Source organism: Pseudomonas cerasi (assembly GCF_027983475.1).
GTDB lineage: Bacteria > Pseudomonadota > Gammaproteobacteria > Pseudomonadales > Pseudomonadaceae > Aquipseudomonas > Aquipseudomonas cerasi.
Genome location: NZ_JAQJVM010000001.1, coordinates 1,233,528 through 1,249,210, shown reverse-complemented (window position 1 = coordinate 1,249,210; position 15,683 = coordinate 1,233,528). Strand labels below are relative to the sequence as shown.

The window sequence follows — 15,683 nt, the reverse complement described above, 5'->3', positions numbered from 1 at the left end:
GATCACTCCTGACTCTGGTCGGCGCGCAACAGCGCCACCAGCAGATAGATGAACAGCCCGACTCCCATCAGCAGAGAGATACCATCCATAACGCTCATTGAAATTTCCCCCATCAGGCAACACCGGTACGGCGCAGGCCGCGTGAGGTGATTGTCCGCAGGCAGGGTGTAAAGGCGCGAGATCGACAGGCTGGCCGGGGCGTAAAGAAGCTGTAAAAAAGCGCTACAGCCTTGACGGCGCAAGGCCTTCACGGCCCTGCGGCGCTGTCATTTATGTCAGGTTCGCGTTAGGGGATGCAGGGGTATCGTGGTGCGGCGATCTTCAGGGAAAGGACTTCACCATGCTTCGCGACAATGGAAAACCACCCGGCACCACGCCGCCTTCCCAAGCAACACCCGCCACTGTCCAGTTGACTGTCAAGGAACGACAAGTCCTGGAATGGGTGGCGCTCGGCAAATCCGCCTGGGAGATATCCCGAATACAAGGCTGCTCGGAAGCGACCGTGCACTTTCATACCAGCAATATCCGCCGCAAGTTCGGGGTGACGTCATTGAAGGCGGCATTGGTGATGGCGATCAGGCAGGGGGTTATTTTGGTGGAGTGATATACAAACGTACTTCAAGCGTCTGGTTTAAACCGGGCAACGGGAGGTAGGTCGTTGACCGGTTATGCTAAAGCACCAGGTTAGTAATCAGGATTCGAACCCAAGTAATGTCTTTCACCCTCGGGGAGTCTTATGTCACTGGGCTTCGCCCGTTTGTTACCCAGCGCTATCCTTTGTTGTTGAGCAGCGACAGCCTCATCAATATCAAACTCTTTCGCCGAGCGCTTGAACACATCTCTTGCATATGGAGTGATCGCTCGTTGCCCGACATTAGTTTTGGCAAACGTTGAAGCCTCGTACAGGTCCTGAAACGGTTGATAGTTTGCTTGTGCTTTTTTGTATTCTTTGGCGAGCCTTGAAGTATCAAGCCCTTTGGAAACTGCAAGATCAAGTTTCGTCTGAACACTTTTCAGTTCCTTGAACGCGACATCCGATTTTACCGCCTGTCTCGCCACGTGCTTGTCAATATTTACGACATCCTTAGCCGTCACTCTACTTAATCGGGCTGACTCACTGTATCTGGTCTTGAGGAGGCTTTTGGGGATATTCTTGGCCGTCGAACTGAGAGGCGCCGTAAGAAGCCTGATCAACGCCCCCCAAGGACTATGCCCCGACGGATCCACCCTGTTCACCGGATCGCCCTCAACATACGCATACCCATTCACCCCTCCCTCGCCAAACGGACTCCAGCTATCGGGACTGTTGAAGCGCATCAACACCGGGCTGTAGGCCCGATAGCCATTACCCAGCATTTGCCAGCCGGTATCCGCCTCGCTCAGTTCGCCGTTGAACCCCAGTCTGCCGTGCGGTGGATCTTCGCCGCTAGCGTGGCCGTAAGCCGTATACCACCTCCGATTGATCCCGTTGGCATCGACTTCACCGAGCACGCTGTCACTGTCGTTGGTGGCAAGCAGCACCGTCCGATCGATCTGCTGTTCGGCCAGCAGGTAGTCGTCGCCACGCATGAAGGTGCTCTGGGCATGGCTACCGAGTTGATTGGCCAGCTCTCCGTCGCGATAGAAGCGCAGGTGCCTGTCGCCGCCACGGGTCTCCCCGGTCAGTTGGTCCTGGGGGTCATACTGGTAGTGAATGCCGGCTGACGGCGTGCCTACTTCGATCAGGCGGCCGAGGGGATCGTATTTGAGCGTGCGCCCGGCTTCGTCTATGTCCAGATTGCCGTCCAGGTCATAGCGAAGTTTGATTTCAGCCGGGTAATATTGATCATTGCTGTTCGTTACCCGGCTCAACTGCACGGGATCGTCACCTTCGTAAAAATACCGGGCATTGTTGGTACCGCCATCGAAGCGGGTCGTGACAACCGTCAGGTTGTTCGCGCCATCGAAAATGAAATTCTGCGCGAGCAGGGTCCTGCCATAGGGGTCCACCGGCCGTTGAGTTCCCGTGCATTGGTATTGAATCAGGCGACCGGATGTATCGTAGCGGTAGGCTTCGTCACGGAGTATTTCCGTGCCCTGGCTCAGGGTACGCTGGACCATGTCATCCACATCGTCATAGACCTGAACCATCTGTTGCTCGACACCGTCGAGGTCAAACGTACGCTTTACTTCCCGACCCAGGTCATCATATTCAAGGCTGATCGCGACGGTTCTTTCGCGGCTGCTGTCGGTTTTGTCGGTGGTGGTGATTTTTGCGAGGCGACCAAAGACAGTGTCGTAGTCGAACGTTGAATAGACCTCACCCAGCGAGGTTTCGTAAAGACGACCGCAGTTGTCATAGCGATTGACCTGCTCCTGTCCCAGTACGTCGGTGTAAGACAGCAGCAGACCCTGTCGGCTGTAGCTGTAGAACATGTCGTAGGTTTTGCCTGCCGAGGTACGCTTCTCGCTTTTCAGCGATCCGGTACTGTAATACGTGCGATCCAGTGTCTCGCCCTGCTCCGAGGAATGAATCAGACGAGCATTCTGCTCATCGTAAGTGTAATCGGCAGCCACACCCGGCTCCGCAATCCGGGCCGGCCCCGACTCTTTCAGCGGATCGACTTCGCGAGTGGTTTCAGGTTCAGGCACAGCTTCGGACTGCACCCTGCGCCACGGCTCATCGCCGACCTGGGGCTTGTATTCATAGTCGATTTTCCGCTTGCTGGGCAGGGTTACCGTTTTGGGTTGCAGCAGACCGGGGTCGTAAACAAGCGTACGTTTACGCCCACCGGTGACAGAACTGACCAGACGATCCAGCCCATCGAACTCCTGCTCTCCCAGCACAATGCTTTTGCCGTTGTGCTCGATGCCGATACTGACGGGCAAGTCTTCGCTGCTGTAGCTTGCATAGCTGCGACGCACGATGGCCCGGCTTGGTAATGTGGACTCGATCACCCGATCGAAGACGTCGTAAACAGAGGTGGTGCGCCGCCCGCCGTTTGCCTCCCCGACAATTTCCTCGACACGGCGGCCAAGGCCGTCGTAATGGTACTGGCTCAGGCTGACCGAGTTTTCAGCCTGATCCTTTCGCTCGCTGCGGGTCGGCTGTTCGAACAGGTTCATCCAGGTCTCGGTGAACTCGCTTTTACCGCCACCGTTGCCTTCGATCCAGCTACGCTGAATCGGGCCCTGCGATTGCGCCGTACCAATGGGGTCGGTCTCTTCGAACGTCTTGATGTTATCCGGGCCGGTGACGCAGCGCTGTTCGCCCCAATCGTCGTATTCGAAGACGCTCTTGAGCGCCAGATCCTGCTGGCCCAGCCAGTCGAACTCGGTCTCACTGACCATGAGCCCCCACGCATCGTAAACAGCCGCGTAGGTCTGGCGAGGCTTGTCGGCGCGCGCAGGGTTATCTGCGTCATCCCGCTCCTCATAGACGACTCGGTTGAGTCCATCGAAATGACTGCAGGTTTTTACCCCCTTGACGTCGATGAGCGTCTGCATGGCCCGATCAGTCGCCTTGGCACATAGCTGATACTCGTAACTTCTGGTCGCCCTGTAGGTTTCATCATTTGGTGCCACGGTTTCACTCAGTACACGCCGCAGGCTGTCGTAGACGTAGCGAATTTCCACATTGTTGTCGTCGCGATTGAGCAAGGGTTCGCCGTTGAGCAGAGAATCCTCCAGCGTAATGACCTTCTTCGCGCCATCGAAGCCGGTCACGGTCTGTACGGTTTGCAGCACCGTCGCGGCGTAACGGTTGCTCTCAGGGGAACCCTTAACGAAGCGCTCAGCGAAGCCATCAGGCGAGCCTTGGGCCGGGGTCTCGAAGGAGCGCTTGAAGATGCTGTAGGCATACGCTGTGCTGGTCACCTTCCCGCCCATGATCACTTGCTGCAGTTTGAGCCGACCGTGCAGGGCTGCGTTGCTCGGCTCATCGAAGTATTCATAGGTCGTGCGTTGCTGTTCCTGCTCAGGGGCCTGCGTCAATAAGGTCTCGCTTTGCGGTGCAAGCCATTCCTGTCGCTGGCCGCCATCCACCGCAGGCAACGCCAGGTAGCGATAGCGGGTGACAAGGACCGGTGCCTTGCCGTAGCTGGACAAGGCCGGGATGACCTTGCTGCTTTTCATCCAGCGGACGAAGCCTTCGGGGTCTGGCGGGCATCCGTCCTCACCGGCGGCCGGATACCACTCACTGACCTCGACCACACCGTTGGCCTGAGTCTGAGTGAGCAGATTACCGTGCTTGTCATACGTGCTGCTGACAGTCTCGCTGCGCGGCACACTGCCGTCTGACGACAGCCGCCAGGTGGTCTGTACCTCTTTGGGTAACTGACAATAGGCAGGCTGAGTCAAAAAGGATTCTCCCGGCACGATGTAGTAACGAGTGTCCACCTGCTTGACGGTGAGGTTCTTGCGCGTGGTTTCTCGAGTGAGCAGGTGAAACTGGTTGAAGGTCCGTTCGATGCTGCGCTCGGCATCAGCCTTGCCCGCGACCTGGACACGCCATGTTTCGGTCGACGAATACTCGTACGGCTCCGCCCCGAGGTATCGATACAGATTGTCCAGACCATTGTCTTCCCAAGCGATATCCAGCCCTGCGCCCAGAAAGTTGCGCTCGCGCCCGGCGCTGTCCTGGTAAGTGTAATAAACGTCCATTTGCGCCTGACCCAGGCCGGGCGTCGTGCGATGGCGCGTGACTCTGGGCAGAGCGGGACGTGCCGCCCTCGCAGGAAACTGATGGCCGCTGTCGGTATAAAAGACCTCTTCCCGACCGCCAACGGGTGTTTCCACCGACGTGATGCATAAATGCTCACGGATCGTGCTGTATGCAAAACGCCAGGAAGCAGCATTGTCGGTCGGCAATTCGATACGGTTGACATGGTGATTCGATCCGGCCAGCACCATCACGAAGGTCGCATCCGGGCCCTCGCCAGTGGTCATGCGCAGCTTCACCGACGTTGCGTCGCGGCTGATGCCGAGCAGGACCTGACCCGAGTCATCCTTGATTTCGCTGAGCATTTGATGCACGCCGAAAGAGGCATAACCCAGCGTGACACTGTGGCCTTCAGGGGCAAATACGCGCACCGGCAGCGCGACTCTGTTGGTGCCGCTGCCGCGCATTTCAAGCTGCTCAACCAGACCGGACTTGTGCATCACCCGGTAGTGGTTATCGTCCTCCTTGTACAAGTGGAAGCTGTCGATTTTCTTTTCCGACATCAGCATCTGGCCGTTGCCGGTACTATCGACCTTGAATGTCTCGCCGCTGCTCAGCGATACGATCTGGTTACCAGGATCGTACTGCGACAATGGCAGGTTCCAGCCAAGACCAAAGCCGCTGTCCAGGCGGTTGAGAGGGTTATAACTGAGTGCCAGCGGCATGCCCGGGCCACGCAATCCGTTGGTCTTGACATCGGGCAGGGTGATCGCCACCGTGTATTGCCCGGTGCGGGGGTCAACGCCGCTCTGTACATAACTGAGAAAGTTGAACGCGTTGGAGTGTACGGAAGTCGATGCTGTCATGTTCCATGAACCTCGAACGTTATGTATTAAGATAACCGCCGCCCACGGGGGCGACGATTAAGCAGGCCTGACAAGTTCAGTTGTACTAACGACTAACTCGATACATCGACACGGACGCAGGACAACTTGCCTTTTATATTTTCATCACCGTCATACGCCTTGATCACAACAACGCCGCGACTGACGATGGTGCCGACCGGTTTGCTTCTGAGCTGGTCGATGGATATCCATTTTGTTGTCAAGGGGTCGATATACGTCTCGAGCCCAAATACCCAGCCTCCCGAATCATTACAGTCTCTGGATTCCAGGTAAATCTTCATGGCTGAGCGCACATTATCCAGCTTGATAAAACTCATCTCATCGTTCGTGCACGAATGATCGCGCTCGTTGAGATAAACCGTGTCGTCCTGGGCGGTAAAGGTGCAGTTCTTGCCTCCGCCATCAGCGTTTGCTGCGAGCATGATCAGTCGAACCGCCTGTGCCTGGGGCTTTGGCACGGGGCTGTGGGACGGGACGAGCGTACAGCCTGTCAAACCCGTAAGCGCCATGCAGGCCAAGGTTTTACTTAACGCATTCATGATAATGACTCCCTGTCAGTGTGTTGCATCAATGCCTCATTCGGGCAGCGTTTCCGAATAGAAGGTATGCATGAGACGGTTGCGCCTACCGGCGCCGTCGGCCAGAAAACCGATTCGCCGTTTATGGGCATTGCCTTGCTTATCGACCAACAGAACTACCAGTTCACCCGTCAATTTGTCGCGTGCGGGATCACCTTCCGGGATGTATTGAAGGCCCCGGAGTCGGTGCAGGCTGATGACCAGTTTGCCGGCCTCGAATACGGACATCTTGACGTCAATGTCCAACGACTTAATATCGCCCATCACGTCCTGAAGCGCGTCGTCGAAGTGCACTTTGCTTACATCACCGGGAACCGCCGGGTCGTCGAAGATAAATCCCGTCCAGCTGAACATGACTTCGTTTTCCTGCTGGCTCTCCCAAAGAATGATCGACGTATTGATCACATCACTGTCAGGCTCGGAGGGCAGAAACTTCAGCGTCTGGAAACTCACCCATTGCTGGGTATCGGGGTTAATGGCAGCCAGCGTCCAGTAATCAGTAGTCTCGAACTGGTAATCGAAATGCACATCCTCACCGAAGTCCGGAGGCCCCTCCACCGGCGGCTCAACCGGAGGATCTCCGCCATCCCCATGAGCACGCCGCGGAAGGAAGGTGTAATTGCGGGAATCGAACGTTGGCAAGCGTCGCGGCGTTATTTCAACCGTGCTGTTCACATCTTCATACCGCACAGAGGTCCACCAAAAGCCGGTAGCGTCGGCCCGGAAGGTCGCGTGGAAGACGCCGACAAAACCCGTTTCCGCCCGACTGTGCAGGTAGAAGTCCTGCACGACTGGCCGTTGCGCATCCAGGCCCGATTCAGCAGCGGAGATGCCGGTCCCGGACAGCTCGAAACGGTTATGTTGACTGCGCACGCGCCACGCCTGCTTATCGCCCTCGGACATGCCGTCGAGAGGGGGGAGTACTGACTCGATATTTTGGCCGGTTTCATCGTCTACCAGACGCATGGAGGCCCTTTCAGTGGGACTCAGCTCGTACTCGATTTCGTTGTCCGGCATCACCTGGGTCTTGACCTGCAGCCTGATTTGCTGATAACCGTTGGGGTACAGATTACCTTTGGTATTGTCAGGTGATGACGAGCCAGGGACCGTGATGGTAAACATCGACATTTCGGTCCAACTGCCTTCATCGATGACCTCGGATAATTCGATGACGCTATAGCCGCACGCCAGAACCACCCCGTTGTTCACCACTTCACAGCTCACCACGCTACTGGCGACAAGCGTCTGATCGGGAGGCATGAAAAGCCCCTGCCGATCGACAGTGCCTGGCCCACCCACCACCTTCCAGCGTCGCTCAAGCCCGGGCAACAGTGCACGGTCATCCTGTAGCTGCACCGCTACCTTTGGCCGTGCTCTGGGTACGAAAGCCGGCTCGACACGCAGCATTTGCTGCCCGTTGGCAACAAGCACCGTTGCGATGCCAAGGTCATTGCCCGACGCTTCTATCTGTTGCACGGCCAGCGCTCTTTTCCCGGACCTGGCATCCGGACTGAAAAGCGCGCCCTTGCCGGCCTCACTCAACCTGCCAAGCTCGGAGCCCAGCAACGCCCAGCTCACCGGGCTGCCGTCAAGCGTCGAAGCCGCCAGCGAGACCGTTTGCAGCGCAGCCCCCCCTGGCACTACCGTTACACGTGGCGCCAACTCCATGCTGCGTGATACCACACCCACCAGCGCCGAGACCTTGACGACAGCGCCTGACTCTTCATACGTGGCTGTGATTACCACGCGCAGCGCGTCATGGCCGATCGCCTCAATACCCGCCGCCGTGTAGACGCCGCTGGAAGAGATGCTGCCGCTTCCGGCAGCCAGGTGGCTTTGAATGCTCAATGCACTCCAGCTGGTGGCCGGTATTTCTTCGCCTTGCGGGTTGTACAGGACAAAACGCTGGGTCTGCCCGGCCGTCAGGGTCGAGAACAGGGGTGTGATACTGGCCTGTTTCGACCGAAGGCCGCCAAACAACAGCAGGTCATCCGGGCGGTGCTGCTCAAGTGGTTCGAATACGCATCCACCGGTGAACTTCAGGCTGTCCGCCACCTGCAGGCCTTCACGCTCGATCATCGACTGAGTCTCCTGCGAGAGCATCAGCACCGTGCCGTAGGTTGACTGACCGTCTGCCCCACGATCATCAGGTATCGGATAAACGAAATCATCTGTCGGCGGAAACACGCCTTCGGCGTCGCTATCCTGCGCGTGCATGAACAGCACAAGCGCGCCATCACCGGTCGTGTCCATGCGCGCATCGCTTGAACGCGGCGCGGCGCGGGTAACAAGCCGCAAGCTGCCTGGAGTCTGAACATGGTAGCGATTGAGCTGTGCCTGCAGCACTGAGAAAACCCGGCGATGAAGCGCAATGTCCTTGAACGCCTCAGCAAAGAAATCCGCCAGTCGCTGGTTGATCGCCTCATTGACGCCCCCCAGACTACAGGCAACGCCAGCCCCGCCGGCCAGATCGAGCAGCACATGCCCCTCCTCATCCACGAAGAGCTCGACAGTCATCGCCAGCCTGAAGCCCATGGGCTCGCTGATGATGAAGCTGCCGGACACGGTAGTTACACTCCCCTCCGGCTGATGCAAGCCGCTGTAACGGCCAGACACGATGTTCATCGTGACGAGGACACTGCTGGAGCCCGGCGAGTCAGGCAGAAACGACAGGACCGGCACGCCCAGCTCGACCTGTTTCAGACGAACAGTGTCGCCTTGTCGCTCATCCACCACGATGTCGCCGGTGAACAACGGCAAGAAGGCCAGATCCTGATAGCGCTCGATGTATTGTTGCTCTATATGCCGGTTGAGCTCGCTGCGACTGACTGCCGCGACGGCTCCCCAGCCTTGGGTCAAGGTACCTGCACCCGCTCGCTGCACAATACCGCTCAATGAACGGGGCATTGCGTTAGCCGCCGTGCCCCCCGCTGTCCCGGTCAGTGCCTGCAACACACCGGAGGAACCACTCAATGGCAGCGGCAGAATCAAGTGCCCGGCCATTGTGCCAAAAAACTCGTCTTCAAATTCTGCAAACACGACAACGTAGCGTTCGGGTGCTTTGGCATCACTGCTGTACACACCCGTGGCGTCTATAGAGCCCGGCCCATCAATACTCCAGGTGACTGGAAGGTCACGGCCATTGACGACGACTTTCAGCTCGGCACGCTGATCATTGACGCTGGCAAGCGTTATGAACAGCATCGGAGGGTGGCGAACGACCAGTACCTGAATCGATTGGGTGTGCTGATCGTCGCTGACCGTTATTGTGTCAAGGACATAGGTATTCCCTGCCCCCCCTGCACCGGCGACGTAAAACTTCTCATGCGATGCATCAACGCCGTCCTCAAGCGTCCCGCTTTCTCCGGCTACCGGATCGACCACCGTCCATTTCAGGCTGGTTGCACGCGAACTGCGTGCTGTAAGCGCTACCCGCTGACCGTGATTACACACCTGAATCAACGGGCTGACGCTGACGCTGCTGGTGAGCACCGTCACCACAGCGGTACTGTAATGCCCCGACACCGGGTCCATCGCCTTGATCAGTACACGCTGAAAGCCCTGCTTTGCGGGCAGCGCTGCGGGCGCCGTATACCGACCCTGCTTATCGATTTCTCCCAAACCTTCAGTACCGTCATCCGATGGATCTTCCAGGGTCCAGACGATGCCCGACCGCGCAGGCTGGGTGGTCAATTGCAGCGCTTCTCCCGTAGCGATCAATGCCTGGTGCCCGGCGATACTGAACGTCGACGCACCGGGATCGATGCGACCGAACACGACCTGGTCATAAGGCAGGCGCTTGAGTACAGGTTGCAACACTTGCTCGTCGGGCAATAACCAGCCGCCCAGAAAACGCTCGGCGCCCGTTGCATCCAGGGTTTTGCTCAACCCTTGCAGCAACGCGTGCTTGACGGTGTAGGCCACGAAACCGTTGACCTGCTCCAGCTCCCCGGAGCTCAGGTTGTCCAGTGTTCCTGGAACGGCGCTGACTTCATGGTCGAACAGGTAAGGTGTATAAAGATGCCCTTCCACTGCCTGACCATCCGACCCACCTTCGGTCAGATGAAACTCATGCCTGAGGCTGATGTTGAAGGTAGCGTTGTGCGATTGCCATTCATCGCTGTCCAGCGCTCTGTAGCGAAAGCCCAGCGTGCAGGGAAATTCCCAGGTCTGCGTGGTCTGGGCGTACTCGAAGTCAATGGTCAGGGGATGCTGGGCGTTGAAGGCCTGAACGCTGAACGGTTCCGATTCAAAGACGAATTCCGCGCTGCGATATTCTCCAGCCGGAACTGCAAACGTGCCGGCCTGAGCGACCATCCGCTGCAGCGGTTTATCGTCCGGAACGCTGAAGCTGAAGTCAGGCGCTTGCAGCATTTGTATCACCGCATGGCCAAAGGCAGCACGGTGCAGAGCGTGAGAGGAAAACACAGCGGTCGCCGAGTACGACTGCTGAGCATCGTTGGGAATCAGGTAACGGAAGTCGGAGTCGCCACCCGGAATCCCGCCCGTCACGCCGTATTCCATGGTCGCGAACAGCAGTAACGCGCCTTTTTTATGGACCGATACAGCATCGGGGCTTTCAAGCTGTGATCGCACATCGATTCTACGTACATTGAGCAATTCGTTGCTCTGCTCGTTGAAAATACCCAGCCTGAACTGCTGCTCATGATTTTCCGGGTTGCTGAACCAACCCTGAAAAAAGTCGCCGATCTTCTCTCGTTCGGTAGAACCGCCCGGAAAATCCAGTGAAAGGTTTTTAGCCAGACCAAGGTCCACCACCAGATCCGCGCTTTGGCTGCTCAGTTCCAGATCGAAATCCAGGCCTGGCGCGTTCAGTGGGTCGTAGGCTGCGATTCTGTGAACATTGTGCTGCCCTTGAGCGTTCTCTACCACGGTATGCAAACCGGCGATAACCGGAATGCGCCAGGCCAGCAGCGAATGCTCCAGAACGCTGTGCTTGAACGACAAGCCTGGTGGCCCGAGAACGCAGCCCGAGAAAATATGGCAATCATGTGTATCGGGAATCGTGATACTTCCGTCCGGCACCGGACGCGACATTCCCTGGGCCAGACTCTGTTGGTAAACCTGGTCGAGGAGCTCGTTGACCTTGTCGCCATCCAGAGCAATGATCGCGTCCCAGCCTCTGAGACGCGTGGTATTTTTCATCCATGCCAGCAGACTTTCCGCTGAATAACCAGCCATGACATCACCTCCTGTGATGTTGATATACAAAGACCGATGCGCATTCGGTCAGGACGCCGGTACTTCTTTGCCCTTCATCAATTCCAGCTCCGGGGCAAACCCGCCCACCGGTAGCGGCAATATGATATGCCCCTCCATGACGTCAAAGACTGGATGATCGGCCTCGGCAAAAATAAGCACAAACCGGTCAGTCGACGATATGTCGGGGGTGTACAAGCCGTCACTGATGCTCCCGCTCCCGGCGCCTACTCTCCATTTGACGCCAGGCAGCGCAACGGCATTGGCAAACGCTTGCAGTTGAACCTGATCGGCACGAATGGTCACAACGTCCACGGGCTTGTCGACCTTCGCAACCTCCAGAACTTCAGAAACCTCCACGGTTTTTACGACTTTCACCGTTATCAATGGGGTCTGATGCTTTACCAATACCCACGACGAAACACTCGCCTGCCCGCCGGTCACGACTATCTGATCCAGAACATAGGTTTTGCCGGGCACCTTGTGCGCCGCGACGTAACGGTGATCACCATCAGCCAGTGCACTGCCCTCCAGAACACCGCTTTCGCCGGGAACCGGATCCTTGAGCGACCAGTGCATTTCTTCTGTGCCGAGCGAACCTGCCTCAAGCTCCACAATCTGCCCGGCGTCACACACCTGAATCAACGGATTGACGGTGATCGGGTTGGTCACGATCGTGACCAGCGCCGAACTCTGATAGTTGGAGTTCATGTCAGTGGCCGTCACCCGAACACGCGTGAACGCAAGCTCGGTCAAAGAGGCTTCTGGCGCGTAATATCGGCCGGTGCCATTGATGGCACCGAAGTTCTGCGCATCGCCCTGCAGACGTTCGACACTCCAGGTCACATTCGCACCCGGCGGTTGAATAGAGAAGGTGGTGGAACTGTCGACCACCATCAGATGCTCCGCCGGGCTGACGACAAAGTCTGCCCCGGAGCTGTTGATGCGGCCGAAGGCGGCTATGTCTCTGGGCCCACGCAGTACATCAGGCACAATGGCTTCGTTGAAATTGAGATCGATACTGTCCCGGATGAACGAACTGATCGGCACACGAGTAGCGAGTTTGCGTGCCAGTGCGGCTTTGATGTCGGACTCGAACGGGTCCTTGTTCAACTTCTCAAAATTGCTTTTTACCGCCTCTATTAAAAACAGTAATGAAAAGCTGTTTGCTGGTGGAGGGATCTCCACGAAAGTCAGGCCATCGATGATGGTGTTTATCGTGAGGCTGGGGATCAAAACCAAGTCGTTGTTTTCTTCGGCGAAGGTATAAATGCACCGTACATCGACCGTGACGACCTTGCTCATGACCAGCAGCGCCCCATGGCCTGGCAACGTAAGCACAACGCCGGGGGTTGCTTTGGACTTCCAGGTCAATGCCACCGTGCCATCGGCAATGAGCTCCACAGACAAAGGCGTGCTCCCCAACGCATCAAGCCAGGTCTCGGTTTTGTAAACATTTGCCAGGACTGACACGCCATCGATTTGAACCTGGACATCCTGGCTGCTCGACTCGGACGTCTTCAGTCTCCCCGACGTGGCAGTCGCCTTGACCAGTCGGCCGGAGCCATCATGAACAGGTTTGAACACCACGCCTTCAATAACCGAAGCAATGGTCTTGGTCACTTCACCTATGAACAGTGCCGCCTTGAACGTACGCTCCGCACTGAACAACACGGTGGCCGAGTAATCTTTCCCGACATCATCCGGTATCAGGTATTGGTACTCTACCGGGATGTCGCCGCCTTCCTGACTGCCTTCCAGACGAATGAACACCAACACGGCCCCGTCGCCGTAGTTGGCGGCATGCGGGTCGAGAGGTGAAGCGGGATTGGTCTGGGTGCGCAGTTTGAAAGACTGTGGGTGCATCAGATTATTCGTGCCACGCTTGATCACGCCAAGCGTCCATATGCGCTCCTCGTCCGGCAACGCATTGAACAAGGCTTTGAAAAAAGCTCCGCCGAGTGCGCGGTCAGTCCTGTCAGCCGCGAAGGTAAGAATGAAATTGTCACTGTCCTTGAGGTCGAGCCGCAGCCGGCCATCGCTCTCGATATTGCCCGGGACCCTTTCCAGCGCGAGATCCAGTGTCAGCTTCGGACCTTGCAGCGCATCGATATGGATGACCCTGTAGGCTTCCCAATTATCGACGTTATTCTTCATCGTCAATTGGGTTCCGCCCAGGATCGAACAGGTCAATGTCGCATGAGACTGACCGAGGTTATCGTTCGAGAAGGCCAGCCTGGGCGCATCCAGAATAAAATTGTGAATGCTTTCTTTAAACCCTTCGCTCAGCCTCACCTCTCCGCTCACAGGCTTTAGATAGGTATCCGACGAAAAACGCGCGACATACTCCTGAAGCAACAGGTTATTCACCTTGCCTCGGGCCATTGCAGCGATGGAGTCCCACCCCCACATCACATTATTGTCGAGGTCTTTCATCCACTCGGTCAGGTGGTTCAGCGTGTTATTGGCCATGGGGTTACGTCCGTGTATGTGTGGGGTCATGCCAGTGGCTGTTGCGTCCTGCGCCAGCCCGCCGGCCTATAAAAAAAGACCGTCCAGTACGATGAAATCAATAGACGGAAACTGTGTGTAATTCGCCCCGTCATCAAAGCTGACTTCGACCGTGACGATGTTGGTCAGACTCTTTCTTTGCAGACTGTCCAGGAAATCCCTCGGGATGATCACCGGCACCTGCCTGGCATCGTATTCCGCCTCAGTGAGCGGTTCGGCGGCGCCGGTACGTAGCCCTAGCGCTTGTGGCGAACCCGACTGGGACAAGCCAGTAACCTTGATTCGTACCCGTTGCCCGGGTGCCATGTAGGCCCAGGATGCCAGCTCGAGAAGCGCACCTTCCGGTGGCACACAGCCAAGGTAAAGCAGGGTATCGGTAACGCGTGGTCGCATGATCTGGATATATGGCCAAACGGAGCTTAGGCCTCTGACTTCCAGCTTGAAGACTGGCGAAGTGCCTGATTGCAACGGTGAAACGACGCTGTAATAGACGCTCACCCACTTGTCCATATTGGCCGGGACCGCTGTGGACGGGATGATGAACAGGTGCGGGTTGTCTGGCGAAGGATCGGCGATAAAGCTGCCCGTGCCTGTATTGCCCTCCCAGTGCATCTGTATCGTGTAGTCGTCGCCGATGAACACATCTTTCGGTATGCGAATTCTCACCCCGCTCAGCAGCAACGAGGCATGGATATAGCCCACTACTCCCCATTCTTCAGCGCTCTCGATCTGGGCGTCGTCGATAACGGGCACAGGAAGATCGAGCGGACGGCTCAGCGTTACCTTGAGCGGCAACGAGCTGGCGGCATGGCCCGGTCGCGCATACTGATACATCAGCTCGATGTTCTTGCCGTTATTGGCAGAAAGCCAGGCCTTCGCCAGCGAGAACTGCAGCACGCCACTGTCGATATTGGATATGTCGGCCCTCAGGGTCTGCACCAGCTGATTGCCGCTGGAGATGTAAACCACGACATCGTCATTGATCTGCATGCCGAAAGGATCGATCAGCAGGGTGATGCCGCCAGGGAAGGCTTCCGGGTCCAGTGAGCCGCCGCTGAAATCCTTGATCTTCAAGGCCGGCAATAACGCCAAGGAGGGTATGACCATGGCCAGCGACTGGGTGACCGAAACCGTTGTCAATGCGGGATCGCCGTACTCGATGAGGTAGCTCATCAGCGCGAAGCCACCCGTTTCAATTGGCACCAGTTCGTTAGTCGGTATCGACCACTGCAAAGGCTGGCCCACCTCTTCCAGCGCCAATACCCGGGACAGGATAACAGGGAGCGCGAAACTGCCGTCACTGTAATAAAGATCCAGTGTGAGGGTCACTCTGTCGCCCTCGCGCATGGCCAGATACGACGGCGTCACGATCGACAGCTCAGAAAGATCCCACAGCAGGCCGGGGTCAAGCTTCAGATCGTGAGACTCCTTGCATTGCGGCACCCCCAGCCCGGCGGCGGCTGACGGACGTTTGCCGACATAGAAGAACAGGCGCTGGGATTCCTCGATGCTGCCTTCGACTACATACGAGTAAAACACCCAGCCCTGGTCAAGCCTCATCAGCAACGGGTTAGTGATCATCAGCAGCATACCTTCAGGCTGCAGCCCCGCGACCTCGATCAAATCGTTGACGTAGTCGTCCACTTCGCCCAGGGCGCCGCAACCTCGCCAGTTGGGCATGAACCGATCGCCGTTCTTGATCCCTGGGTAGTCGATCCAGGTGGTCAGGTCGGCACTGCCCAACTGATCCAGATCGAGGTAGTTCCCGGGCTGCTGCAAGTCAGGCACCTTGGGGGCGGGGAAATTCAGCGCCATGAGTGAGACTCCTTT

7 protein-coding genes are annotated in these 15,683 nt (G+C 57.2%); 1 reads left to right on the top strand and 6 read right to left on the bottom strand.

Annotation, left to right across the window (positions count from 1 at the left end; all coding sequences use genetic code 11):
- Window positions 1-2: 2 nt before the first annotated feature.
- The gene (gene kdpF / locus PI739_RS05300; protein ID WP_003406089.1) at window positions 3-98 is read right to left on the bottom strand and encodes a K(+)-transporting ATPase subunit F; all 96 of its coding nucleotides are present in this window, start codon (window positions 96-98) and stop codon (window positions 3-5) included.
- Window positions 99-340: 242 nt separating this feature from the next.
- Between kdpF and PI739_RS05295 the strand changes: the two genes are divergently transcribed.
- Window positions 341-604 carry a helix-turn-helix domain-containing protein gene (locus PI739_RS05295; RefSeq protein WP_003433074.1) on the top strand — a complete coding sequence of 88 codons (264 nt, stop codon included), beginning with the start codon at window positions 341-343 and terminating at the stop codon, window positions 602-604.
- A gap of 80 nt (window positions 605-684) precedes the next feature.
- On the opposite strand, the gene PI739_RS05290 is transcribed toward PI739_RS05295, so the two are convergent.
- The 5 genes from PI739_RS05290 to PI739_RS05270 all read right to left on the bottom strand — a co-directional run bounded on the left by PI739_RS05290 (window position 685) and on the right by PI739_RS05270 (window position 15,668).
- Window positions 685-5,505 (bottom strand): RHS repeat domain-containing protein, encoded by a 4,821-nt coding sequence (locus tag PI739_RS05290; RefSeq protein ID WP_248670464.1) that lies wholly within the window; start codon window positions 5,503-5,505, stop codon window positions 685-687.
- A 92-nt stretch (window positions 5,506-5,597) separates the two neighbouring features.
- Window positions 5,598-6,083, bottom strand: coding sequence for a hypothetical protein (locus PI739_RS05285; protein WP_003366771.1), 486 nt, complete (start codon window positions 6,081-6,083; stop codon window positions 5,598-5,600).
- Window positions 6,084-6,119: 36 nt separating this feature from the next.
- Window positions 6,120-11,324 (bottom strand): hypothetical protein, encoded by a 5,205-nt coding sequence (locus PI739_RS05280; RefSeq protein ID WP_054081887.1) that lies wholly within the window; start codon window positions 11,322-11,324, stop codon window positions 6,120-6,122.
- A gap of 48 nt (window positions 11,325-11,372) precedes the next feature.
- Window positions 11,373-13,814, bottom strand: coding sequence for a hypothetical protein (locus PI739_RS05275; RefSeq protein ID WP_054081888.1), 2,442 nt, complete (start codon window positions 13,812-13,814; stop codon window positions 11,373-11,375).
- Window positions 13,815-13,880: 66 nt separating this feature from the next.
- Entirely contained in the window at window positions 13,881-15,668 is a 1,788-nt protein-coding gene (locus PI739_RS05270) for a hypothetical protein (RefSeq protein ID WP_054081889.1), read from the bottom strand.
- Window positions 15,669-15,683: the final 15 nt, after the last annotated feature.

Coding starts and splice junctions, on each gene's coding strand:
- kdpF (WP_003406089.1), bottom strand. CDS start 98: ATGAGCGTTATGGATGGTATCTCTCTGCTGATGGGAGTCGGGCTGTTC.
- PI739_RS05295 (WP_003433074.1), top strand. CDS start 341: ATGCTTCGCGACAATGGAAAACCACCCGGCACCACGCCGCCTTCCCAA.
- PI739_RS05290 (WP_248670464.1), bottom strand. CDS start 5,505: ATGACAGCATCGACTTCCGTACACTCCAACGCGTTCAACTTTCTCAGT.
- PI739_RS05285 (WP_003366771.1), bottom strand. CDS start 6,083: ATGAATGCGTTAAGTAAAACCTTGGCCTGCATGGCGCTTACGGGTTTG.
- PI739_RS05280 (WP_054081887.1), bottom strand. CDS start 11,324: ATGGCTGGTTATTCAGCGGAAAGTCTGCTGGCATGGATGAAAAATACC.
- PI739_RS05275 (WP_054081888.1), bottom strand. CDS start 13,814: ATGGCCAATAACACGCTGAACCACCTGACCGAGTGGATGAAAGACCTC.
- PI739_RS05270 (WP_054081889.1), bottom strand. CDS start 15,668: ATGGCGCTGAATTTCCCCGCCCCCAAGGTGCCTGACTTGCAGCAGCCC.